The sequence below is a fragment of the Exiguobacterium sp. KKT215 genome (assembly GCF_055635335.1).
Map to the genome: position 1 here is coordinate 123,384 of NZ_CM145756.1, position 21,617 is coordinate 145,000.

The following is a 21,617-nucleotide window of genomic DNA, read 5'->3' on the forward strand; positions in this document are numbered from 1 at the left end:
CTAAGGAGGACGTATGTTAAAAGTAGCCTACGTCTTCCTAGTTAAATAAAAAACTAATTGTCTAATAGAGGAGGAATCTAGAATGGGTAAAGAAAAATTCGACCGTTCTAAACCGCACGTTAACGTTGGTACAATCGGCCACGTCGACCACGGTAAAACAACTTTGACTGCAGCGATCTCAGCTGTACTTTCAAAAGCACAAGGTAAAACAGCTACAAAGTTTGACGCAATCGATGGTGCTCCTGAAGAGCGTGAGCGCGGTATCACAATCGCAACAGCTCACATCGAGTACGAAACTGACAAACGCCACTATGCACACGTTGACTGCCCAGGTCACGCTGACTATGTTAAAAACATGATCACTGGTGCTGCACAAATGGACGGCGCGATCCTCGTTGTTTCGGCAACTGATGGCCCAATGCCACAAACACGTGAGCACATCCTTCTTTCACGTCAAGTAGGTGTTCCTTTCATCGTCGTATTCATGAACAAAGTTGACATGGTTGACGACGAAGAACTCCTTGAGCTCGTTGAAATGGAAATCCGTGAACTTCTTTCTGAGTACGACTTCCCAGGCGATGACCTCCCTGTAATCAAAGGTTCTGCACTTGGCGCGCTTAACGGCGAACCACAGTGGGAAGAAAAAATCATGGAACTCATGAACGCAGTTGATGAGTACATCCCTGAGCCAGTTCGTGACACGGACAAAGAATTCATGATGCCAGTTGAGGACGTATTCTCAATCACTGGTCGCGGTACTGTAGCGACTGGTCGTGTTGAGCGTGGTGTTCTCCGCGTCAACGACGAAGTTGAAATCGTTGGTCTTACAGAAGAAACTAAGAAAACTGTATGTACTGGTGTAGAGATGTTCCGTAAGCTTCTCGACTACGCTGAAGCTGGCGACAACATCGGTGCTCTTCTCCGTGGTGTATCACGTGAAGACATCGAGCGTGGACAAGTACTTGCTAAGCCAGGTTCAATCACGCCGCACTCAAAGTTCAAAGCTTCAATCTACGTTCTTTCTAAAGAAGAGGGTGGCCGTCACACGCCATTCTTCGCGAACTACCGTCCGCAGTTCTACTTCCGTACAACTGACGTAACAGGTATCGTTCACCTTCCAGAAGGTACTGAAATGGTAATGCCAGGAGACAACATCGAGTTGACGATCGAATTGATTTCTACAATCGCGATCGAAGACGGAACACGTTTCTCAATCCGTGAGGGTGGCCGTACAGTAGGCGCTGGTTCAGTAACTGAAATCATCGAGTAATCGATTGATACACTGACCTTTCAAGCAGTCCGCATTTTGCGGGCTGCTTTTTTGTTTTATGGCGAGACGTGGTAAGATGGGACATATGTTGCAGGAAGGGGTGACGAGGATGGAAAAACAAGTCGAGACGTTATGCCGCTTGAATGGGATTGCGTGTCGGTTCGGTGGATCGACGTTATTGAAGCATCATGGACTCATCGAAACGGCGAATGACTTGGATGTATTCGTGGAGCCGGATCAATTCGAACGATTGGATCAAGTGTTGAGCCGAGTCGGCGAGAAAGTCGAAACGAAACCGCATGCCGACTACATGACGACATACTTTAGTGAATATGTGTTTGAAGGGGGCGACATCGATGTGATGGCCAGTTTCCGGATGAAGTGTACCGATGGGATTTATACGCATCCTTACATTGAACCGGTCGGCAGCTGGATGCGGCTCGAAGAGTGGGTCGTGCTGTATACGGTCATCGGTCGGGAAGATCAGCTTAATCGACTGGCGGATTATTTTGAGACGCATGAGCTCAACGAAGGGATCGTCCAAGCATGCCTCAAACGAGCCCCCGCCTCGGTCATTGAAGCCGTCACCGAACGCTTCGGAACCTATATGAAACGCTAGGTCGAGTTGGCACGGCGGTTCTCGAAAGAAATAGTTCAACAAAAGAAGGAAAATAGCTTGCAAATGGGTTCGAATCTTGTTACATTAGTGAACGTTGAACAACTCATCAGACATCCGGCACAATTAAAAAATCAAATCTTGCATTTCATATGTAGATTCGATATAATGATTAAGTGTTTGTGCGAGTGGTGAGAGACTTTACAGCAGAAATCGGGTCCAATCGTTGATTTGCAATGATCGGATACCTCTGCTGACACAAGCACGCTGCGATGAAGCGGGAGGTTATGACACGCCAGGCAGCTTTGCCATGGCCGGTGTGGAAATTTCCGCGGAGAACTGTCTATTTTTAAAAATAGGCGACAAAGGAGGGAAACTTACATGGCAAATGAAAAAATCCGTATTCGTTTAAAAGCATACGACCATCGCGTACTCGATCAATCAGCTGAGAAAATCGTTGATACTGCGAAGCGTTCAGGTGCAAAGGTTTCGGGACCAATCCCGCTTCCAACTGACAAATCGATCTACACGATCCTTCGTGCCGTTCACAAGTACAAAGATGCTCGTGAACAGTTCGAAATGCGTACACACAAACGCTTGATCGACATCGTTAACCCAACACCAAAAACGGTTGATGCGCTTATGCGTCTCGAATTACCATCAGGTGTGGACATCGAAATCAAACTTTAATTCTTCATATAGTAGATACTAGCCAGAAGAGACAATAATTATTAAACAGGAGGTGTATCTCATGGCTAAAGGAATCTTAGGAACAAAACTCGGTATGACTCAAATCTTCAACGAAGCAGGCGAAGTCGTACCAGTAACAGTAGTTGCTGTCGAAGGAAACGTCGTTCTTCAACTTAAAACGGTTGAAACAGACGGTTACGAGGCACTTCAACTCGGTTTCGGAGACATCAAAGAATCACGTCAAAACAAACCAGCAAAAGGTCACGCTGCGAAAGCAAGTGCGACACCTAAGCGCTTCATCAAAGAGATTCGTACTTCAGTAGAAGGATACGAAATCGGTCAAGAGATCAAGGCGGACATTTTCGCTGCAGGTGAATTAGTAGACGTAACAGGTACATCGAAAGGTAAAGGATTCCAAGGTGCGATCAAGCGTCACGGACAATCACGTGGACCAATGGCTCACGGTTCGCGCTACCACCGTCGTCCTGGTTCGATGGGTCCTGTAGCTCCTAACCGCGTATTTAAAGGGAAGCTTCTTCCTGGTCAAATGGGTGGCGAGCGTAAAACGATTCAAAACCTTGAAGTTGTCAAAGTTGACGTGGAACGCGGCCTTGTACTCGTTAAAGGCGCAATCCCAGGCGCTCGCAAGTCGAACGTCATCATCAAAACAGCGGTAAAGGGTAACTAATTAACTGCACGGAAAGGAGGAATTACGAATGCCTAAAGTAGCTTTGCTTAACCAAACAGGTTCACAAGTTGGCGAAATCGAATTGGCAGAAGCCATCTTCGGTATCGAGCCAAATGACTCAGTACTTTATGACGCGATCGTTATGCAACAAGCATCACGCCGTCAAGGTACTCACGATACGAAAGGTCGCTCGGAAGTACGCGGTGGCGGCCGTAAACCATGGAAACAAAAGGGAACTGGTCGTGCGCGCCAAGGTTCTATCCGCTCACCACAATGGGTTGGTGGTGGTACAGTCTTCGGTCCAACACCACGTTCATACTCTTACAAGCTTCCTAAAAAAGTTCGTCGTCTTGCACTTCTCTCGGCTTTGTCGTCAAAAGTGAAAAACAACGAAATGATCGTCCTCGAAGGCCTTGCTTTCGATGCACCAAAAACAAAAGATATGGTCGCTGTACTTCTTGGCCTATCAGTAGAACGTAAGGCTCTCGTAGTCACAGCGGACTACAATGAGACTATCGCTCTCGCAGCTCGTAACATCCCAGGAGTGACTGTGATCGAAGCAGCCGGCGTTAACGTTCTTGACCTCGTTGCTAACGACAAAGTCATCTTCACTAAAGATGCGGTTGCGAAGGTAGAGGAGGTGCTTGCATAATGGCTCAAGCATACGATATCATCAAACGTCCTATCATCACTGAGCGTTCTGTTAGCCTCATGGAAGCTAACAAATACGTTTTCGAGATCGACGTTAAAGCGACTAAATCACAAGTGAAGCACGCTATCGAAACAATCTTCAACGTGAAAGTTGCTTCGGTAAACACAATGAACATGAAACCGAAAGCGAAACGTGTCGGTCGTCACTCTGGTTACACATCGCGTCGTAAAAAAGCGATCGTAACTCTTGCTGAAGGCAACACAATCGACTTCCTCGGTTAATTTACTACCTTAGAAGAAAAGGAGGGAATCCTCGATGGCAATTAAAAAGTTTAAGCCGACCACTAACGGTCGCCGTAACATGACATCTCTCGACTTTGCAGAGATCACAACGAATCGCCCTGAAAAATCGTTAACTGAAAAGCTTTCGAAAAAAGGCGGTCGTAACAACCAAGGTCGTTTGACAGTACGTCACCAAGGTGGCGGACACAAACGTAAATACCGTATCATCGATTTCAAACGTAACAAAGATGGCATCGTCGGACGCGTTGCTACGATCGAATACGATCCAAACCGTTCAGCAAACATCGCCCTCATCAACTATGCAGATGGTGAGAAACGTTACATCCTCGCTCCTAAGGGCATCAAAGTAGGCATGGAAATCATGGCTGGCCCAGAAGCGGATATCAAAGTGGGGAACGCTCTTCCACTTATGAACATCCCTGTCGGTACTACTATCCACAACATCGAGCTTAAGCCTGGTAAGGGCGGTCAGCTTGTTCGTGCGGCTGGTGCATCGGCACAAATCCAAGGACGTGACGGCAAGTACGTTATCGTTCGTCTTCAATCAGGTGAATCACGCTTGTTCCTCGGCACTTGCCGCGCGACAGTCGGTTCAGTTGGTAACGAAGAACACGAACTCGTAAACATCGGTAAAGCAGGACGTTCACGTTGGTTAGGCAAACGCCCAACAGTACGTGGTTCTGTAATGAACCCGGTTGATCACCCACACGGTGGTGGTGAAGGTCGTGCGCCAATCGGTCGTTCGGGCCCACTTACTCCTTGGGGTAAACCAGCTCTTGGTCTTAAAACACGTAAGAAAAACAAATCGAGCGACATGTACATCCTTCGTCGCCGTAAGAAATAATTACTACATGATTCTCGGGCGGTTCGAAAGGGCCGTTCCCGAATCATTCCAAAGGGAGGTTCTATCATGGGTCGCAGCTTGAAAAAAGGTCCATTCGCAGATCACCATTTGCTCGCTAAAGTTGACAAACTTAACGAATCTGGTGAGAAGCAAGTCATCAAAACTTGGTCACGTCGCTCGACAATCTTCCCAGAATTCATGGGTCACACGTTCGGTGTACACGATGGTCGTAAACACGTACCAGTATTCGTGACAGAAGACATGGTCGGTCACAAACTTGGTGAATTCGCTCCAACACGTACGTACAAAGGTCACGGATCAGACAAGAAAACGAAACGGTAATTTGAGGGGAGGTCAAATCCATGCAAGCTAAAGCATCAGCTAATATGGTCCGTCTTGCTCCTCGCAAAGCACGTCTCGTTGTAGACTTAATTCGCGGGAAACAAGTCGGCGAAGCGCTCTCTGTCCTTGCTCACACGAACAAGGCAGCGTCGCCAATCGTTGAAAAAGTATTGAAGTCAGCGATTGCAAACGCAGAGCACAACTACGATATGAATATTGAGAACCTTGTAGTGTCGGAAATCTTCGTCAACGAAGGTCCAACACTCAAACGCTTCCGCCCACGTGCGATGGGTCGCGCAAGCCGCATTAACAAACGCACAAGCCACATCCACATCGTGGTAACTGAGAAATAAGGAGGGATATGTAGTGGGTCAAAAGGTAAATCCGCACGGTCTTCGCGTTGGTATTATCAAAGACTGGGATTCGCGTTGGTACGCTGAGAAAGACTACGCAGATCTCCTTCATGAAGACTTCGTTATTCGTGAATACATCGAAAACAAAATGAAGGATGCTAGTGTTTCTAAAGTAGAAATCGAACGCGCTGCAAATCGCGTAAACATTTCACTTCACACTGCGAAACCAGGTATGGTTATCGGTAAAGGTGGTTCGGAAATCGAATCACTCCGTAAAAACATCATCAAGCTTGCTGAAGGCAAACGTGTTCACATCAACGTTGTTGAAGTGAAAAACGCGGACGCTGTCGCTAAACTTGTTGCTGAAAACATCGCTCGTCAATTGGAAGGCCGTGTGTCATTCCGTCGTGCAATGAAACAATCAATCCAACGTTCGATGCGCACTGGCATCAAAGGGATCAAAACAGAAGTTTCTGGTCGTCTTGGTGGCGCTGATATCGCTCGTTCAGAGAAGTACTCGGAAGGAACAGTTCCACTTCACACGCTCCGTGCCGACATCGACTACGGAACAGCTGAAGCTGACACAACTTATGGTAAAATCGGAATTAAAGTCTGGTTGTACCATGGTGAAGTTCTTCCAACAAAAAACAACACAGCTAAAAACGCTGAATAATAAACACTCTTTCAGGAAGGAGGCAACACACTATGTTGTTACCTAAACGCGTGAAATATCGTCGTGTACACCGTGGTAAAATGCGCGGAAATGCAAAACGCGGCACAACAGTTCATTTCGGTGAATTCGGTCTCCAATCGCTCGAAGCGAGCTGGATCACAAACCGTCAAATCGAATCAGCACGTATCGCAATGACACGTTATATGAAACGTGGTGGTAAAGTGTGGATCAAGATCTTCCCACACAAGCCATACACGAAAAAGCCTCTCGAAGTCCGAATGGGTTCGGGTAAAGGTGCTCCAGAAGGCTGGGTAGCTGTAGTTAAGCCTGGCAAAGTTATGTTTGAAATCGCGGGTGTATCTGAGGAAGTAGCACGTGAGGCGCTTCGTCTTGCTGCACACAAACTTCCAGTTAAATGTAAGTTCGTGAAACGTGAAGAAAATGGTGGTGATACGAATGAAAGCAACTGATCTCCGTCAATCAACAACTGAAGAGCTCAACGGTAAAGTAGGCGAGTGGAAAGAAGAACTCTTTAACCTTCGTTTCCAATTGGCTACAGGTCAGCTTGAGAATCCTGCTCGTATCCGTGAAGTACGCAAGTCGATTGCGCGTGCTAAAACGATTCTTCGTGAACGCGAACTCGGCATCAACAACGGCTAATCTAATCGGATTCTTTAAGAGGAGGTAACACTCATGGAACGCAATAAGCGTAAAGTACTCACTGGACGCGTCGTGTCTGACAAAATGGACAAAACGATCGTCGTTGCAGTTGAAACAAAAGTACGTCATAAGCTTTATGGCAAACGTGTAAACTACACGAAGAAATTTAAAGCACACGATGAGAACAATGTCGCTAAAATCGGCGATGTGGTACGCATCGCGGAAACACGTCCGCTTTCTAAAGACAAACGTTTCCGTCTCGTAACAGTAGTAGAAGAGTCAGTAATCATCTAATAACAGTTCGGATCTATAAACATCCGGAGGGAGGTACACTCGCATGATTCAACAAGAATCTCGCTTGAAAGTAGCAGACAACTCTGGCGCGCGTGAACTGTTGACAATTAAAGTCCTCGGTGGTTCAGGTCGTAAGACTGCCAACATCGGTGACATTATCGTCGCAACGGTAAAACAAGCAACACCAGGTGGCGTTGTTAAAAAAGGTGACGTTGTCAGAGCAGTTGTCGTTCGTACAAAACGCGGCGCTCGTCGTAAAGATGGTTCGTACATCCGTTTCGATGAGAACGCAGCAGTCATCATCAAAGATGACAAGAGCCCACGCGGCACTCGGATCTTCGGGCCAGTTGCACGTGAACTTCGTGAAAAAGAATTCATGAAGATCGTTTCGTTGGCACCGGAAGTACTTTAATTTCCAATTTCAATCCTATAAGGAGGTGCGCAAAACGATGCATGTTAAAAAAGGCGATACAGTCCAGGTAATGTCTGGTAAAGATAAAGGCAAGCAAGGGGTTATCCTCAAAGCTATGCCAAGCAAGAACCGCGTAGTCGTAGAAGGTATCAACGTGATTAAAAAACACTCGAAACCATCACAAGCGAATCCACAAGGCGGTATCCTTGAAATCGAAGCACCAATTCACGTCTCGAACGTCATGCCACTCGACCCTAAAACGGGCAAACCAACTCGCGTTGGTTTCAAAGTAGTCGATGGTAAAAAAGTTCGTGTCGCGAAATCGGGCGAAGTACTCGATAAATAAGAAGAACGTGACGAAAGGAGGTCCATTCGACTATGAACCGTTTGCAAGAGAAGTATAAAAGCGACATCGTGAAAGCGATGATGGATAAATTCAACTATGACTCAGTTATGCAAGTCCCACAGGTCGACAAGATCGTCATCAACATGGGTGTAGGTGACGCTGTTTCGAACTCGAAGGCTCTTGACATGGCAGTGGAAGAATTATCAATTCTTTCTGGTCAAAAACCACTCGTAACGAAGGCTAAGAAATCAATCGCTGGTTTCAAACTTCGTGAAGGCATGCCAATCGGTGCGAAGGTTACTCTTCGTGGCGAGCGTATGTACGATTTCCTCGACAAATTGGTAACTGTTTCACTTCCACGTGTACGCGACTTCCGCGGTGTATCGAAGAAAGCATTCGACGGACGCGGTAACTACACGCTTGGTGTGAAAGAGCAACTTATTTTCCCTGAGATCGATTACGATAAAGTAACAAAAGTACGCGGTATGGATATCGTTGTTGTTACAACAGCGAACACAGACGAAGAAGCTCGTGAATTGCTCACACTTCTCGGAATGCCATTCCAAAAATAATCTAAAGGGAGGTCGACAACATGGCTAAAAAGTCAATGGTGAATCGCGAACAAAAACGCGAGAAACTCGTTGCCCAGTACGCTGAGAAACGTGCACAATTGAAAGCTGAAGGCGACTACATCGGACTCAGCAAATTGCCACGTAACTCTTCACCTGTGCGTCTTCATAACCGTTGCCGCATCACAGGTCGTCCACATGGTTACATGGGTAAATTCGGGATCAGCCGTATCAAGTTCCGTGATCTTGCATACAAAGGTCAAATCCCTGGTGTTAAAAAAGCAAGTTGGTAATCCACTAACAGTGTGAAAGGAGGTACATCGCATGGTAATGACAGACCCAATTGCAGATATGCTTACACGTATCCGTAACGCTAACATGGTTCGCCATGAAAAATTAGAGCTTCCAGCTTCTAATATCAAACGTGAGGTTGCAGAGATCCTCAAGCGTGAAGGTTTCATTCGCGATGTTGAATATATCGAGGACGCTAAGCAAGGTACACTTCGTTTGTTCCTTAAGTACGGAGCAAGCAACGAACGTGTTATCACTGGTCTCAAACGCATTTCGAAACCAGGTCTTCGTGTATACGCAAAAGCAGATGAAGTACCAAAAGTACTCGGAGGACTCGGTATCGCAGTTCTTTCGACATCAAAAGGTCTTATGACTGATAAAGAAGCTCGCCAACAACAAGTCGGCGGCGAAGTGCTCGCCTACATCTGGTAAGTCACTTTTCTAACAAGAACGGAGGTGTAATCAATGTCACGTATTGGTAAAAAACCAGTTACGATTCCAGCTGGCGTTACTGTATCGGTTGCAGAAGACAACACGGTCACAGTAAAAGGTGCTAAAGGTGAACTTTCGCTTTCAGCTAACCCAGCCTTGGAAATCAAAGTTGAAGAAAACGAATTGACTGTTGTTCGTCCGGATGACTCGAAAGAGAACCGTACGATCCACGGTACGACACGTGCCCTTATCGCCAACATGGTGGAAGGTGTGTCTAACGGATTCCAGAAAACACTTGAGATCTCAGGGGTTGGTTACCGTGCAGCTAAGCAAGGTAACAAACTCGTCCTCAGCCTCGGTTACTCGCACCCAATCGAGTACGTTGCTGAAGAAGGTATCGAGATTGAAGTTCCTTCAAACACGCAAATCATCGTTAAAGGGATTAACAAAGAGCGCGTCGGTCACGTTGCAGCTCAAATCCGCTCGTACCGTGCTCCAGAACCTTACAAAGGTAAAGGTGTTCGTTACTCTGATGAACGTATTCGCCGTAAAGAAGGTAAGACTGGTAAGTAATTCGTCACGAAATGAACGGAAAGGAGTGGCATAAATGATCACAAAAGCAGACAAAAATGCAGTTCGTAAGAAACGTCATGCTCGTGTACGTCGTACGATCACGGGGACAGCAGCTCGTCCACGTTTGAACGTATTCCGCTCGAGCAAGCACATCTACGTTCAACTCATCGATGATGCAGCACAAACAACGCTTGTGTCAGCATCTTCGAAAGATAAAGCTCTCGATCTTACAAACGGCGGCAACGTTGAAGCAGCGAAAGCTGTTGGTAAACTTGCAGCTGAACGTGCACTCGAGAAAGGTATCGACACTGTTGTGTTCGACCGTGGTGGATACCTCTATCATGGCCGCGTCAAAGCTGTTGCTGAAGCAGCTCGTGAAGCAGGTCTTAAATTCTAACAAAAAGGAGGGGACACTCGATGCGCCAGTTAGACGTTAACATGGAACAACTTGAAGAACGCGTTGTTACCGTAAACCGCGTCGCGAAAGTCGTGAAAGGTGGCCGTCGCTTCCGTTTCGCCGCTCTCGTCGTCGTAGGTGACAAGAATGGTCACGTCGGTTTCGGTACAGGTAAGGCACAAGAGGTGCCAGAAGCGATCCGCAAGGCTATTGAAGCCGCTAAGAAAAACATGGTTCAAGTACCGATGGTTGGTACAACAATTCCACACGAAATCACAGGAGTATTCGGAGCAGGTCGTGTATTCATGAAACCAGCTTCTGAAGGTACTGGGGTTATCGCAGGTGGACCGGTTCGTGCAGTGCTCGAACTTGCAGGTGTAGGTGACATCCTTTCGAAATCGCTTGGATCTAACACACCAATCAACATCGTCCGTGCGACGGTTAAAGGCTTGACAGAGCTTAAAAAAGCAGAGGAAGTTGCTAAACTACGCGGTAAAAGCGTAGAAGAACTTCTTAAATAAGGGAGGGAATTAGACATGGCGAAACTCGCAATCACCCTCACACGCAGCACTATTGGTCGTCCTGAGGATCAGCGTGTAACAGTACGTACACTCGGTCTTCGTAAAATGCATCAGACTGTCGTTGTCCCTGACAACGTAGCGATGCGTGGTATGATCAAAAAGGTGTCGCACCTTGTGACTGTAAACGAAATCAACGAATAATAAAGATCTTACTAAATAAGGAGGTGCCACTATGAAACTCCATGAATTGAAGCCAACTCCAGGTTCGCGTCACGAACGCAACCGTGTCGGTCGCGGTATGGCGACTGGTAACGGTAAAACTTCTGGCCGTGGACATAAAGGTCAAAAAGCTCGTTCGGGCGGTGGCGTTCGTCCAGGATTTGAAGGTGGGCAAAACCCACTTTACCGTCGTCTTCCAAAACGCGGTTTCAACAACCCTACTCGTAAAGAGTATGCAGTTGTTTCCCTAGACACGCTTAACCGTTTCGAAGCAGGTACTGAAGTTACTCCAGAACTCTTAATCGAGACTGGTGTTGTCAGCTCTGCTAAAGACGGAATCAAAGTACTTGCTAACGGCAAGCTTGAAACAAAATTGACTGTAAAAGCCAACAAATTCTCGGGTGCAGCGAAAGAAGCGATCGAAGCAGCTGGCGGTTCAGTTGAGGTGATCTGATGTTTCAGACGATCTCCAATATGTGGCGCGTGAAAGATATTCGACAGCGTATTCTCTTCACACTCGCAATCATCATCATTTTCCGCATCGGGGCCCATATCCCGGTGCCGATGGTGAATACGGATGTGTTGCGTTTTGACTCAGGAGGTCTACTCGACTTCTTGAACTTGTTTGGAGGAAATGCTTTACAGAACTTCTCCCTGTTCGCAATGGGGATCATGCCGTATATTACGGCATCGATCGTTGTGCAGCTCTTACAAATGGACGTCGTTCCGAAGTTTGCCGAATGGGCAAAACAAGGCGAGTCTGGACGTAAAAAGCTAGCGACGGTCACGCGCTATGGGACGATCATCTTAGGGTTTATTCAAGCGACTTCATTGTCGTTTGGATTTAACCGCCTCTATCCAGGTCTCGTCAATGAGACGTGGGGCACGGCAACCTATTTCGTGATCGCGATCGTACTGACTGCCGGTACGGCGTTCTTGATGTTCCTTGGTGAGATGACGACGGAGAAAGGTGTTGGGAATGGTATTTCCATCATTATCTTCGCCGGTATCGTCGCTGGGTTCCCAAGAATCTTCACGCAGATTTATGAGACGAAGCTCCAAAATGCTGGAGATGCGTTATTCATTAACATCGTTTACTTGGTTGTGCTATTGCTCGTTATCCTTGCGGTGACCATGGGGATCATTTATGTTCAACAGGCCGCTCGCAAAATTCCGATTCAATACGCAAAACGCACGGCGAACCGTACCCCTGTGGGCGGACAGTCGACGCACTTGCCAATCAAACTAAACGCTGCCGGTGTCATCCCGGTTATCTTCGCGATTTCCTTCATGGTGACACCACCAACTGTTGCAAGCTTCATTGCTTCTCCGGAAACGACGCAGAAGTTGCAGACCTACTTCGATACGACAGCTCCAATCGGAATGTCAATCTACGTAGCGCTCATCATCGCGTTCGCTTACTTCTATACATTCATTCAGGTCAATCCTGAACAGATGGCAGAAAACCTGCAGAAGCAAGGTGGCTATATTCCTGGGATTCGTCCTGGGGCGCAAACAGAACAGTACATCACGAAGTTGCTCTATCGTTTGACATTCTTCGGAGCGATTTTCCTATCGCTCGTTGCGATCATGCCGACAATCTTCATTAAGCTTGCCGGTCTCCCAACTTCGGTGCAAATCGGAGGAACGAGCTTGTTGATCGTGATCGGGGTAGCCCTCGAAACGATGAAACAAATCGAAAGTCAACTTGTAAAACGACACTACAAAGGCTTTATCCGTTAAAGCGGAAGGAAGGGTACACCCTTCCTTCCTGTCGTGTTTACGACGTGTTGTGAAAATCAAAACTGGAGGCTAACTGAGATGAATCTAGTACTCATGGGCTTACCGGGTGCAGGGAAAGGGACTCAAGCGGCTAAAATCGTCGAAGAGTACCAAATCCCACACATTTCGACAGGCGACATGTTTCGTGCGGCAATCAAAGGCGGAACGCCACTCGGCAAAGAAGCAAAATCGTTCATGGATAAAGGCGAACTCGTACCGGATGAGGTAACAATCGGAATCGTACGTGAGCGTTTGAGTCAAGATGATACGAAAAACGGCTTCCTACTCGATGGATTCCCGCGTACTGTTGCTCAAGCAGAGGCACTCGAAAGTTTGCTTAAAGATTTGGGAAAACAGATTGACCATGTCGTGAATATCGATGTGGATGCGGAAATTCTCGTCCCGCGTTTGACAGGTCGTTGGATCTGCCCGACGTGCGGTGCGACATATCATGTGATCTTCAACCCACCTAAAGTGGAAGGCATCTGTGATGTGGATGGGTCGGCTCTCATGCAACGTGAAGACGATAAAGAGGAAACGGTCCGCCGTCGCCTTGACGTCAACATCGAGCAATCGAAACCACTCATTGACTTTTACGCTGAAAAAGGGTATCTTCGTACATTGGATGGAGATCGTCCAATCGATGTCGTATACGCCGATGTCAAAGCGTTACTCGGTGGTACTGAATGATCATCACGAAGACGCCTCGTGAAATAGCGATTATGCGTGAGGCTGGGCAAATTGTTGCTCGAACACACCAGGTGCTCAAAGAGCACATCAAACCAGGTATTACGACGCTTGAGCTCGACCGGATCGCGGAAGAATACATTCGCAGCCAAGGTGCGACACCGTCGTTCAAAGGCTACAACGGGTTTACCGGTAGCGTTTGTGCTTCAGTGAACGAAGAGCTTGTTCATGGGATTCCCGGAAAGCGGGTATTGAACGATGGAGATATTATCTCAATCGACATCGGTGCCTACTATAACGGATACCATGGAGATTCCGCTTGGACGTATCCAGTGGGAACAATCTCAGCAGAGACGCAGCAGTTACTTGACGTAACTGAAGAAAGTCTGTATAAAGGATTGGAGCACGCTAAGGCTGGGCAGCGTCTGACAGACATTTCGCATGCGATTCAAGCGTATGTGGAATCTCATGATTTCTCTGTCGTCCGCGAATACGTCGGTCATGGTGTCGGACAAAATTTGCATGAAGAACCGCAAATTCCGCACTATGGTCCACCGGGGAAAGGGCCGCGCCTGAAGACTGGAATGACGTTAGCCATTGAACCAATGGTCAATGCTGGTCAACGCTATGTTCGAACACTGGCTGACAACTGGACAGTTGTGACAGTGGACGGTAGCATGTGCGCCCACTTTGAGCACACCATCGCCATCACAGACGATGGATACGAGATTTTAACGAAACTCGATTCCGGTGAATGAGGCTCTATTGCTTCGTGCTGATCCGTAACGGATCCTTCTCTCACAGTACAATGCGATAGATCGTCTGTGCTCCTAAATATCTTCATATAGAAAGGGGAATAAATGATGGCGAAACAAGATGTCATTGAAGTGGAAGGCACTGTTGTCGAACCACTTCCAAACGCAATGTTTAAAGTGGAGTTAGAAAACGGCCACACGGTGCTCGCGCACGTCTCAGGGAAAATTCGGATGCACTATATTCGAATCCTTCCAGGTGACCGCGTAACTGTCGAGTTGTCTCCGTACGACTTGACTCGCGGGCGGATTACGTACCGTTACAAGTAACTCCGATTTTTCCAGGAGGAGGGTATAATCATGAAAGTAAGACCGTCGGTAAAACCGATCTGCGAAAAATGTAAAGTTATTCGTCGTAAGGGTAAAGTAATGGTAATTTGCGAAAACCCGAAACACAAACAAAAACAAGGTTAATCTAAGAGGAGGTGCACACATGGCACGTATTGCTGGTGTAGATATTCCACGCGAAAAACGTATCGTTATTTCGCTCACATACATCTTTGGTATTGGTAAAACAAGAGCACAAGAAATTTTGAAGACTGCAAACGTATCTGAAGATTCACGCACACGTGATTTGACAGAAGACGAAATCAACCGTATCCGTGAAGCAATTGACGGAATCAAAGTTGAAGGTGACCTTCGTCGTGAAGTTTCACTCAACATTAAACGTTTGATCGAAATCGGCGCTTATCGCGGTGTTCGTCACCGTCGTAGTCTCCCTGTTCGCGGACAAAACACGAAGAACAACTCGCGTACTCGTAAAGGCCCACGCCGTACAGTAGCGAACAAGAAGAAGTAAAGGAGGGAATTGAACAATGGCGAAACGTAAGCAAAATGTACGTTCAAAACGTAAAGTCAAAAAACATGTTGAAGTCGGTGTGGTACACATCCGTTCTACTTTCAACAACACAATCATTACAATCACTGACACGCAAGGTAACGCGATCTCATGGGCTACTTCTGGTAACCTTGGATTTAAAGGATCACGTAAATCGACTCCGTTCGCAGCACAATTGGCTGCTGAAACTGCAGCGAAAGTTGCAATGGACAACGGTATGCGTACAGTAGAAGTTAACGTTAAAGGTCCTGGTGCTGGACGTGAAGCGGCTATCCGTGCCCTCCAAGCTACTGGTCTTGAAGTAACTGCAATCCGTGACGTAACACCAGTTCCGCACAACGGTTGCCGCCCTCCAAAACGTCGCCGCGTATAATCGCTTGTGCGTGTGAAGGGCTTACCTAGCACAAACAGCATATACAATGCAGCTCGCGCTGCATGGCAGGATACACTCAAGGAGGGGTTCAGATGATCGAGATTGAAAAACCAAAGATCGAAACGGTCGAAATCAGCGAGGATGCTACGTTTGGTAAATTCGTGGTGGAACCGCTTGAACGTGGATATGGCACTACTCTCGGCAACTCACTACGTCGAATTCTTTTGTCATCGCTCCCTGGTGCAGCGGTAACAGCGGTTCAAATCGATGGCGTACTTCATGAGTTCTCTACGATTGACGGAGTCGTCGAAGACGTCACGCAAATCGTACTTAACCTCAAGAAGTTAGCACTCAAAGTGTACTCGGACGAAGAGAAAACGCTTGAGATTAACGTTTCAAGTGCCGGTGCTGTCACTGCGGCAGACATTACCCATGATAGCGACGTTGAAATCTTGAATCCTGAGCTCCACATCGCGACTCTCGCTGACAACGCGACGCTTCGCATGCGTTTGACTGCTCGCCGTGGTCGTGGTTACGTCCAGGCAGAAGATAACAAACGTGATGATATGCCGATTGGCGTAATTCCAATCGATTCGATCTACACACCGATTCAACGCGTGAACTACGAAGTAGATAAAACACGTGTCGGTCAAGATGCTAGCTTCGATAAGCTTCTATTAGACGTGTGGACAGATGGTTCAATCCGTCCGGAAGAAGCGGTATCGCTCGGGGCGAAAATTTTGACAGAACACTTGAACATCTTTGTTGGCTTGACTGACGAAGCTCTCAATGCAGAAATTATGGTCGAGAAAGAAGAAGACCAAAAAGAAAAAGTACTCGAAATGACGATTGAAGAACTCGATCTCTCAGTTCGTTCGTACAACTGCTTGAAGCGCGCTGGCATCAACACGGTTCAAGAACTCGCAAACAAATCAGAGGAAGAGATGATGAAAGTTCGTAACCTCGGACGTAAATCACTCGAAGAAGTTCAACTCAAGTTGGACGAACTCGGTTTGGGCTTGCGTAAAGAAGACTAAGTTCAAACGAAGGAGGGAAATGTAATGGCTTATTCGAAACTCGGCCGTACAAGCTCGCAACGTAAGGCACTTTTACGTGATCTTGCAACTGACCTTATTATCAACGAGCGCATTCAAACAACTGAACAAAAAGCGAAAGAACTTCGCCCAGTCGTTGAAAAATTGATCACTCTTGGGAAACGTGGCGATCTTCATGCCCGTCGTCAAGTAGCTTCATTCGTTCGCAAAGAGAACGCTGGAGAAAAAGACGCAATCCAAAAATTGTTCGAAGACGTGGCACCACGCTACGCTGAACGTCAAGGTGGATACACACGCATCATGAAAGTCGGCCCACGCCGCGGTGACGGTGCGGAAGTCGTAATCATCGAACTCGTCTAATTCATTAGGCAGTCAACAGGGCATGCGGTGACGTATTGCCCTGTTTCCACATCGGAAAGGAGTCGGCAGATGGAATCTCAAATTATGGTACGCGATATCGTGTTTCGTTACCCGGGACAGACCGAGCCAGCCCTCAATGGGTTGTCACTCGACGTATACAAAGGGGAATGGCTCGCAATCGTTGGCCATAACGGTTCTGGAAAGTCGACTTTGACGAAGTTGTGGAATGGGCTTTTGCTTCCTCAAGAAGGAGAGGTCCGGGTTGAGACACTCGATCCAACGGACGCCACAGACGTGTGGGACGTTCGGAAACGGATCGGTGTCGTCTTCCAAAATCCCGACAACCAGTTTGTCGGGGCGACCGTGCGCGATGATGTGGCATTCTCTCTCGAAAACATGGGACTTCCACGTCAAGAAATGGTTCGTCGAATTGATGACAGTCTAGCGCGCGTTGGATTATCGGAACTAGCGGACCGTGAACCGCATCAGTTATCCGGTGGACAAAAGCAGCGTGTTGCGATTGCTTCGGCTCTCGCAATGCGCCCGCATGTCCTCGTGCTCGATGAAGCTACCTCGATGCTCGACCCGATTGGGCGCAAAGAGGTGATTGAAACGGTGCAACAGCTCGTCTCAGAAGGGATGACCGTTGTCGCCATTACCCACGAGCTCGACGAAGTGTTGTTTGCCGACCGTATCATTGCGTTGTCGAAAGGCAAGATTGCGATGACCGGCACACCCGAAGACGTGTTTCAAAATCCGGAGGCGTTACGAGCCATTCAGCTCGACGTACCGTTTATTGTCCGGATGCAACTCGAACTGAAGGAACGGGGCATACCACTCGATCGTCTGATGCTACAACATTCGGAGTTGGTGAACCATCTATGCCGATTAGCATTGAAGAAGTGACTTACCAATATCAATTGAATACTCCGTTTGAACGAACCGCGCTGCGCGATGTGAATGTGATGATTCCGTCGGGGGCGCTTGTTGCGTTTCTTGGCCATACCGGCTCTGGAAAATCAACGCTCGTTCAACATATGAACGGCCTGTTGCGGCCGACAAAAGGTCGTGTCGTCGTCGATGACATCGAAGTCCGTGCAATCACGAAGCGTCGCGATAAAAAGCAAAGCTTACTCCCGCTTCGGCGCCGCGTTGGGCTCGTCTTTCAATATCCGGAACATCAATTATTTGAAGAGACGGTCGAACGCGACGTCATGTTCGGTCCACGTAACTTCGGGGCGTCTGAAGACGAAGCGAAAGAACGGGCTCATGTCGCCTTACGCCTTGTGGGGCTCGATGAAGCTCTTTGGAGCCGTTCACCGTTCGATCTCTCGGGCGGACAGATGCGCCGTGTCGCCATCGCCGGAGTACTCGCGAGCCGTCCGGACGTTCTCGTCGTGGATGAACCGACGGCAGGGCTCGATCCGCTCGGCCGTCGCGAGATGCTGGCGTTATTCAAACGATTAAAACAAGAACTTGATTTGACACTCATCCTTGTCTCGCACGATATGGATGACGTGTTGGCCTATGCGGAACGTGTCGTCGTCATGGAACGCGGACAGGTCGCCTTTGACGGAGATCCGTTCGACTTATTCAAAGACGAGGCGCTTGTCGAGACGCTCCAGCTCGAGATTCCACACGTGCTCCGTTTCGCCAATGAACTCGCCCCTGTGTTTGGGGTTGCCACACCGTCTCTCCGAACAGAGACCGAATTGGCGGACTGGATCGCGCTCGAGCTAGGAAGGGGGGGAGCGACTTGATTATCGGACAGTACATTCCCGGACATTCGTGGCTCCACACACTCGACGCGCGAGCCAAGACGTTGTTTATCCTCGCCTTCATTCCCGTCGTCTTTTTGGCGGATAACTTGTGGACGAATGTATTCTTGCTGGCCTTCACGTTGTTCGCCGTGCGATTGTCTCAACTGTCGTGGCGGTATTTATGGAACGGACTGAAGATGATTCTATTCCTGATTCTATTTACGCTGTTGTTGCAGTTGTTCTTTAATCGCGAGGGAACCGAGTTGATTTCATTCGGACCGTTCGCCATTTATTCGGAAGGTGTCCGCATGGGCTTAATCGTCTCGCTCCGTTTCTTCTATCTCGTCATGTTGACGACGCTCGTGACGCTGACGACGACGCCGATGGAACTGACCGACTCGATTGAGGCCGGGCTCCGTCCGTTAGAGCGGTTCCGGGTACCAGCCCATGAGATCGCCCTCATGTTGTCCATCTCGCTCCGGTTCTTGCCGACGTTGGCCGACGAGACGGATCGGATCATGAAGGCCCAACAGGCGCGAGGGGTCGATTTGAAGAGCGGTCCAATCATGGATCGCCTCAAGGCGGTCGTCCCGCTCATGATCCCTTTATTCGTATCTGCGTTTAAACGTGCTGAGGACCTCGCTACGGCGATGGAAGCTCGAGGGTACCGTGGGGGTGAAGGGCGGACACGGTTGCGTGAGATGACGTGGCATCGCCGTGATACGGCGTTACTCCTCATCTTCGTCATCGTGACACTCATTCTAATCGGATTGCGAGGGATTGGATGAAGCGAATCAAACTGACGGTAGCGTATGACGGGACGAACTATGCAGGCTATCAGGTACAACCGAATGGAAACACGATTCAAGCCGAAGTGGAGGCCGTCTTGGCGCGGATGCATAGCCGAGCCGTGAAAGTCGTGGCCTCAGGGCGTACGGATGCTCGGGTCCACGCGAGAGGGCAAGTCTTGCACTTCGATACGCACCTCTCGATGCCGGTCGACCGGTTCGTTAAAGCGTTGAATGCGATGTTACCGGATGATATCCTCGTCCAAGCGGCTGAAGAAGTCGATGCTTCGTTTCACGCACGCTACGGGGCGAAACGGAAAGAGTATCGCTATTTCTTCCGTTCCGACGCCGATCCGTTCCGACGCAACCATGCCGTGACGGTCACGTATACGCTCGATCATGAGCGGATGCGCCAGGCGCTTCGTCTATTAGTCGGGACCCACGACTTCACGTCCTTCTCGGTGACGAAGGCGGAAGTGGAGGACCGCGTCAGAACAATTTATGAAGCGGAGCTCGTTGAAGCAGGCGATGAGATGTACTTCCGATTCGTCGGCTCGGGCTTTCTCTATAACCAAGTTCGGATTATGGTAGGTACGTTGCTTGAGGTCGGGCGAGGGAAATATGAGCCGGCAGATGTGAGTCGAATGCTCGCTTCTAAAGACCGGCGTAGCGCTGGGATTACAGCCCCACCGCACGGTCTATATTTGTGGAATGTGAATTATGAAAAAGTAGATTGACATTCCCCCTATAAAATCGTATTATATTCATTGGCATTTCATTTTCACATTGAGAGATGAACCACAATCTTAGCCCCGTAAACTAGGATTATGATAAAGCATCAAACAAGCACTAAAAAAATTAAGTAAACAGACATTTTAGGAGGTATTCCACATGCGCACGACATTCATGGCAAAAGCATCTGAAGTAGAACGCAAATGGCTCCTTATCGACGCAGAAGGCAAAACACTTGGTCGTTTGACTAGTGAAGTAGCATCACTTCTTCGCGGTAAGCACAAGCCGACTTTCACACCACACGTTGATTGCGGAGACCACGTCATCATCATCAACGCTGAGAAAATCCACTTGACTGGTAACAAATTGAACGACAAGATTTACTACCGTCATTCAGGTCATCCAGGCGGTTTGAAATCACAAACTGCAAAAGAGCTTCTCGCAAAACGTCCAGAGCGTATGCTTGAACTCGCAATCAAAGGGATGCTTCCAAAAGGATCACTTGGACGTCAATCATTCAACAAACTCCACGTTTACGCTGGAGCTGAGCACAACCACGCAGCACAAAAACCAGAAGTTTACGAACTTCGCGGTTAATCGGGACACAGGGAGGAACTAAACGATGGCAGATGTACGTTACTACGGAACAGGCCGCCGCAAACACTCGGTGGCTCGCGTTCACCTCGTTGCAGGTGACGGCAAAGTTGTTGTAAATGGCCGTGATATTTCAGAATACTTCGGTCATGAGACTTTGATCATGATGGCAAAATCACCACTCGTATTGACTGAAACAGAAGGTAAATACGATGTAATCGTTAACGTTAACGGTGGTGGATTCACAGGACAAGCTGGAGCGATTCGCCACGGCGTATCACGTGCGCTTCTTCAAGCGGACCCAGAATTCCGTCCAAGCCTCAAAGAAAAAGGCTTCTTGACTCGTGACGCTCGCATGAAAGAACGTAAAAAATACGGTCTTAAAGCTGCACGTCGCGCACCACAATTCTCGAAGCGTTAATCTTCGAACAATTTGGTTCAAACTCTCTGTCCATTGGGGCGGAGAGTTTTTTTGTTGCTCATGAAATTGTTGCATTCCGTTCCCTCAAGAAAACGCTTTTTTTGATATACTGTTAGCGAGACAGAAATTAGGGGGAAACCACATGCTTACAGTAGAACAAGTTCGTGAAGAATTGGCGGGGTTGATCGATCCAACAATCAACCGTACGCTTGGAGATACAGCTGGCGTGAAGGATATTCGCATTAAAGAAGATTATGTCAGTGTTAAAGTC

The 21,617-nt window shown here is 48.1% G+C and carries 39 protein-coding genes (1 of these 39 only partly in view); all 39 read left to right on the forward strand.

Features of this window, described 5'->3' with window-relative positions; all coding sequences use genetic code 11:
- Positions 1 to 82: 82 nt before the first annotated feature.
- Positions 83 to 1,270, forward strand: a complete 1,188-nt coding sequence (tuf, locus tag ACZ2GZ_RS00625; RefSeq protein WP_021066602.1) for an elongation factor Tu — start codon at positions 83 to 85, stop codon at positions 1,268 to 1,270.
- Positions 1,271 to 1,379: 109 nt separating this feature from the next.
- The gene (locus ACZ2GZ_RS00630) at positions 1,380 to 1,889 is read left to right on the forward strand and encodes a hypothetical protein (protein ID WP_214716276.1); all 510 of its coding nucleotides are present in this window, start codon (positions 1,380 to 1,382) and stop codon (positions 1,887 to 1,889) included.
- Positions 1,890 to 2,267: 378 nt separating this feature from the next.
- Positions 2,268 to 2,576, forward strand: coding sequence for a 30S ribosomal protein S10 (rpsJ, locus tag ACZ2GZ_RS00635; RefSeq protein WP_021066604.1), 309 nt, complete (start codon positions 2,268 to 2,270; stop codon positions 2,574 to 2,576).
- A gap of 61 nt (positions 2,577 to 2,637) precedes the next feature.
- Positions 2,638 to 3,264: a 50S ribosomal protein L3 gene (rplC, locus tag ACZ2GZ_RS00640; RefSeq protein ID WP_021066605.1), complete on the forward strand. Its 627-nt coding sequence runs from the start codon at positions 2,638 to 2,640 to the stop codon at positions 3,262 to 3,264.
- Between the two features lie 28 nt (positions 3,265 to 3,292).
- Positions 3,293 to 3,916, forward strand: coding sequence for a 50S ribosomal protein L4 (gene rplD, locus ACZ2GZ_RS00645; RefSeq protein WP_021066606.1), 624 nt, complete (start codon positions 3,293 to 3,295; stop codon positions 3,914 to 3,916).
- The gene (gene rplW / locus ACZ2GZ_RS00650; RefSeq protein ID WP_021066607.1) at positions 3,916 to 4,197 is read left to right on the forward strand and encodes a 50S ribosomal protein L23; all 282 of its coding nucleotides are present in this window, start codon (positions 3,916 to 3,918) and stop codon (positions 4,195 to 4,197) included. Before rplD ends, rplW begins: the two co-directional genes overlap by 1 nt.
- A gap of 34 nt (positions 4,198 to 4,231) precedes the next feature.
- On the forward strand, positions 4,232 to 5,062 hold the full coding sequence (gene rplB / locus ACZ2GZ_RS00655) for a 50S ribosomal protein L2 (RefSeq protein ID WP_021066608.1): 831 nt from the start codon (positions 4,232 to 4,234) through the stop codon (positions 5,060 to 5,062).
- 66 nt (positions 5,063 to 5,128) lie between these two features.
- Complete coding sequence (rpsS, locus tag ACZ2GZ_RS00660) at positions 5,129 to 5,404, forward strand: 30S ribosomal protein S19 (protein ID WP_012727673.1); 276 nt, start codon at positions 5,129 to 5,131, stop codon at positions 5,402 to 5,404.
- A 20-nt stretch (positions 5,405 to 5,424) separates the two neighbouring features.
- On the forward strand, positions 5,425 to 5,757 hold the full coding sequence (gene rplV / locus ACZ2GZ_RS00665) for a 50S ribosomal protein L22 (protein ID WP_021066609.1): 333 nt from the start codon (positions 5,425 to 5,427) through the stop codon (positions 5,755 to 5,757).
- A 13-nt stretch (positions 5,758 to 5,770) separates the two neighbouring features.
- A complete protein-coding gene (gene rpsC, locus ACZ2GZ_RS00670; RefSeq protein WP_021066610.1) occupies positions 5,771 to 6,430 on the forward strand; it encodes a 30S ribosomal protein S3 in 660 nt (219 codons plus the stop codon).
- A 32-nt stretch (positions 6,431 to 6,462) separates the two neighbouring features.
- Positions 6,463 to 6,900: a 50S ribosomal protein L16 gene (gene rplP / locus ACZ2GZ_RS00675; RefSeq protein ID WP_016508922.1), complete on the forward strand. Its 438-nt coding sequence runs from the start codon at positions 6,463 to 6,465 to the stop codon at positions 6,898 to 6,900.
- Positions 6,887 to 7,090: a 50S ribosomal protein L29 gene (rpmC, locus tag ACZ2GZ_RS00680; RefSeq protein WP_012727669.1), complete on the forward strand. Its 204-nt coding sequence runs from the start codon at positions 6,887 to 6,889 to the stop codon at positions 7,088 to 7,090. Before rplP ends, rpmC begins: the two co-directional genes overlap by 14 nt.
- A gap of 33 nt (positions 7,091 to 7,123) precedes the next feature.
- Positions 7,124 to 7,384, forward strand: coding sequence for a 30S ribosomal protein S17 (gene rpsQ / locus ACZ2GZ_RS00685; RefSeq protein WP_021066611.1), 261 nt, complete (start codon positions 7,124 to 7,126; stop codon positions 7,382 to 7,384).
- 43 nt (positions 7,385 to 7,427) lie between these two features.
- Complete coding sequence (gene rplN, locus ACZ2GZ_RS00690) at positions 7,428 to 7,796, forward strand: 50S ribosomal protein L14 (RefSeq protein ID WP_012727667.1); 369 nt, start codon at positions 7,428 to 7,430, stop codon at positions 7,794 to 7,796.
- Between the two features lie 37 nt (positions 7,797 to 7,833).
- Positions 7,834 to 8,142, forward strand: a complete 309-nt coding sequence (gene rplX, locus ACZ2GZ_RS00695; protein WP_021066612.1) for a 50S ribosomal protein L24 — start codon at positions 7,834 to 7,836, stop codon at positions 8,140 to 8,142.
- Positions 8,143 to 8,174: 32 nt separating this feature from the next.
- Positions 8,175 to 8,714: a 50S ribosomal protein L5 gene (gene rplE / locus ACZ2GZ_RS00700; protein WP_016508927.1), complete on the forward strand. Its 540-nt coding sequence runs from the start codon at positions 8,175 to 8,177 to the stop codon at positions 8,712 to 8,714.
- Between the two features lie 20 nt (positions 8,715 to 8,734).
- On the forward strand, positions 8,735 to 9,004 hold the full coding sequence (gene rpsN, locus ACZ2GZ_RS00705) for a 30S ribosomal protein S14 (RefSeq protein ID WP_021066613.1): 270 nt from the start codon (positions 8,735 to 8,737) through the stop codon (positions 9,002 to 9,004).
- A gap of 31 nt (positions 9,005 to 9,035) precedes the next feature.
- Positions 9,036 to 9,434 carry a 30S ribosomal protein S8 gene (rpsH, locus tag ACZ2GZ_RS00710; RefSeq protein WP_021066614.1) on the forward strand — a complete coding sequence of 133 codons (399 nt, stop codon included), beginning with the start codon at positions 9,036 to 9,038 and terminating at the stop codon, positions 9,432 to 9,434.
- Positions 9,435 to 9,467: 33 nt separating this feature from the next.
- Positions 9,468 to 10,007 carry a 50S ribosomal protein L6 gene (gene rplF / locus ACZ2GZ_RS00715; RefSeq protein WP_021066615.1) on the forward strand — a complete coding sequence of 180 codons (540 nt, stop codon included), beginning with the start codon at positions 9,468 to 9,470 and terminating at the stop codon, positions 10,005 to 10,007.
- Between the two features lie 34 nt (positions 10,008 to 10,041).
- Positions 10,042 to 10,404 (forward strand): 50S ribosomal protein L18, encoded by a 363-nt coding sequence (gene rplR, locus ACZ2GZ_RS00720; RefSeq protein ID WP_012727661.1) that lies wholly within the window; start codon positions 10,042 to 10,044, stop codon positions 10,402 to 10,404.
- Positions 10,405 to 10,424: 20 nt separating this feature from the next.
- Positions 10,425 to 10,925: a 30S ribosomal protein S5 gene (gene rpsE / locus ACZ2GZ_RS00725; protein ID WP_021066616.1), complete on the forward strand. Its 501-nt coding sequence runs from the start codon at positions 10,425 to 10,427 to the stop codon at positions 10,923 to 10,925.
- Positions 10,926 to 10,940: 15 nt separating this feature from the next.
- A complete protein-coding gene (rpmD, locus tag ACZ2GZ_RS00730) occupies positions 10,941 to 11,126 on the forward strand; it encodes a 50S ribosomal protein L30 (RefSeq protein ID WP_021066617.1) in 186 nt (61 codons plus the stop codon).
- A 31-nt stretch (positions 11,127 to 11,157) separates the two neighbouring features.
- Positions 11,158 to 11,598, forward strand: a complete 441-nt coding sequence (rplO, locus tag ACZ2GZ_RS00735) for a 50S ribosomal protein L15 (protein WP_021066618.1) — start codon at positions 11,158 to 11,160, stop codon at positions 11,596 to 11,598.
- On the forward strand, positions 11,598 to 12,887 hold the full coding sequence (gene secY, locus ACZ2GZ_RS00740; RefSeq protein ID WP_021066619.1) for a preprotein translocase subunit SecY: 1,290 nt from the start codon (positions 11,598 to 11,600) through the stop codon (positions 12,885 to 12,887). Before rplO ends, secY begins: the two co-directional genes overlap by 1 nt.
- 78 nt (positions 12,888 to 12,965) lie before the next feature.
- Positions 12,966 to 13,616, forward strand: coding sequence for an adenylate kinase (locus tag ACZ2GZ_RS00745; protein ID WP_029594431.1), 651 nt, complete (start codon positions 12,966 to 12,968; stop codon positions 13,614 to 13,616).
- Positions 13,613 to 14,371, forward strand: coding sequence for a type I methionyl aminopeptidase (map, locus tag ACZ2GZ_RS00750; RefSeq protein ID WP_021066621.1), 759 nt, complete (start codon positions 13,613 to 13,615; stop codon positions 14,369 to 14,371). The genes ACZ2GZ_RS00745 and map overlap by 4 nt, the downstream gene beginning before the upstream one ends.
- 105 nt (positions 14,372 to 14,476) lie before the next feature.
- Entirely contained in the window at positions 14,477 to 14,695 is a 219-nt protein-coding gene (infA, locus tag ACZ2GZ_RS00755; protein WP_021066622.1) for a translation initiation factor IF-1, read from the forward strand.
- Positions 14,696 to 14,725: 30 nt separating this feature from the next.
- A complete protein-coding gene (rpmJ, locus tag ACZ2GZ_RS00760) occupies positions 14,726 to 14,839 on the forward strand; it encodes a 50S ribosomal protein L36 (protein ID WP_003156543.1) in 114 nt (37 codons plus the stop codon).
- Between the two features lie 19 nt (positions 14,840 to 14,858).
- Complete coding sequence (gene rpsM, locus ACZ2GZ_RS00765) at positions 14,859 to 15,224, forward strand: 30S ribosomal protein S13 (RefSeq protein ID WP_021066623.1); 366 nt, start codon at positions 14,859 to 14,861, stop codon at positions 15,222 to 15,224.
- Between the two features lie 16 nt (positions 15,225 to 15,240).
- Positions 15,241 to 15,636 carry a 30S ribosomal protein S11 gene (gene rpsK, locus ACZ2GZ_RS00770; protein WP_021066624.1) on the forward strand — a complete coding sequence of 132 codons (396 nt, stop codon included), beginning with the start codon at positions 15,241 to 15,243 and terminating at the stop codon, positions 15,634 to 15,636.
- A 92-nt stretch (positions 15,637 to 15,728) separates the two neighbouring features.
- Complete coding sequence (locus tag ACZ2GZ_RS00775) at positions 15,729 to 16,673, forward strand: DNA-directed RNA polymerase subunit alpha (protein ID WP_021066625.1); 945 nt, start codon at positions 15,729 to 15,731, stop codon at positions 16,671 to 16,673.
- Between the two features lie 24 nt (positions 16,674 to 16,697).
- Complete coding sequence (rplQ, locus tag ACZ2GZ_RS00780; protein WP_012727650.1) at positions 16,698 to 17,051, forward strand: 50S ribosomal protein L17; 354 nt, start codon at positions 16,698 to 16,700, stop codon at positions 17,049 to 17,051.
- 69 nt (positions 17,052 to 17,120) lie between these two features.
- On the forward strand, positions 17,121 to 17,957 hold the full coding sequence (locus ACZ2GZ_RS00785; protein ID WP_021066626.1) for an energy-coupling factor transporter ATPase: 837 nt from the start codon (positions 17,121 to 17,123) through the stop codon (positions 17,955 to 17,957).
- Complete coding sequence (locus ACZ2GZ_RS00790; RefSeq protein ID WP_214716274.1) at positions 17,933 to 18,811, forward strand: energy-coupling factor transporter ATPase; 879 nt, start codon at positions 17,933 to 17,935, stop codon at positions 18,809 to 18,811. Before ACZ2GZ_RS00785 ends, ACZ2GZ_RS00790 begins: the two co-directional genes overlap by 25 nt.
- On the forward strand, positions 18,808 to 19,599 hold the full coding sequence (locus tag ACZ2GZ_RS00795; RefSeq protein ID WP_058765108.1) for an energy-coupling factor transporter transmembrane component T family protein: 792 nt from the start codon (positions 18,808 to 18,810) through the stop codon (positions 19,597 to 19,599). Before ACZ2GZ_RS00790 ends, ACZ2GZ_RS00795 begins: the two co-directional genes overlap by 4 nt.
- Complete coding sequence (gene truA, locus ACZ2GZ_RS00800; protein ID WP_214716271.1) at positions 19,596 to 20,336, forward strand: tRNA pseudouridine(38-40) synthase TruA; 741 nt, start codon at positions 19,596 to 19,598, stop codon at positions 20,334 to 20,336. The genes ACZ2GZ_RS00795 and truA overlap by 4 nt, the downstream gene beginning before the upstream one ends.
- Before the next feature lie 154 nt (positions 20,337 to 20,490).
- Positions 20,491 to 20,928, forward strand: coding sequence for a 50S ribosomal protein L13 (rplM, locus tag ACZ2GZ_RS00805; RefSeq protein WP_021066630.1), 438 nt, complete (start codon positions 20,491 to 20,493; stop codon positions 20,926 to 20,928).
- 25 nt (positions 20,929 to 20,953) lie between these two features.
- A complete protein-coding gene (gene rpsI / locus ACZ2GZ_RS00810) occupies positions 20,954 to 21,346 on the forward strand; it encodes a 30S ribosomal protein S9 (RefSeq protein WP_021066631.1) in 393 nt (130 codons plus the stop codon).
- Positions 21,347 to 21,488: 142 nt separating this feature from the next.
- On the forward strand, positions 21,489 to 21,617 hold the 5' end (the start) of the coding sequence (locus ACZ2GZ_RS00815; protein WP_021066632.1) for an Mrp/NBP35 family ATP-binding protein. Its footprint extends 903 nt past the window's final position; the window shows 129 of its 1,032 coding nt (coding positions 1-129); it begins with the start codon at positions 21,489 to 21,491; its stop codon lies off the right edge, out of view.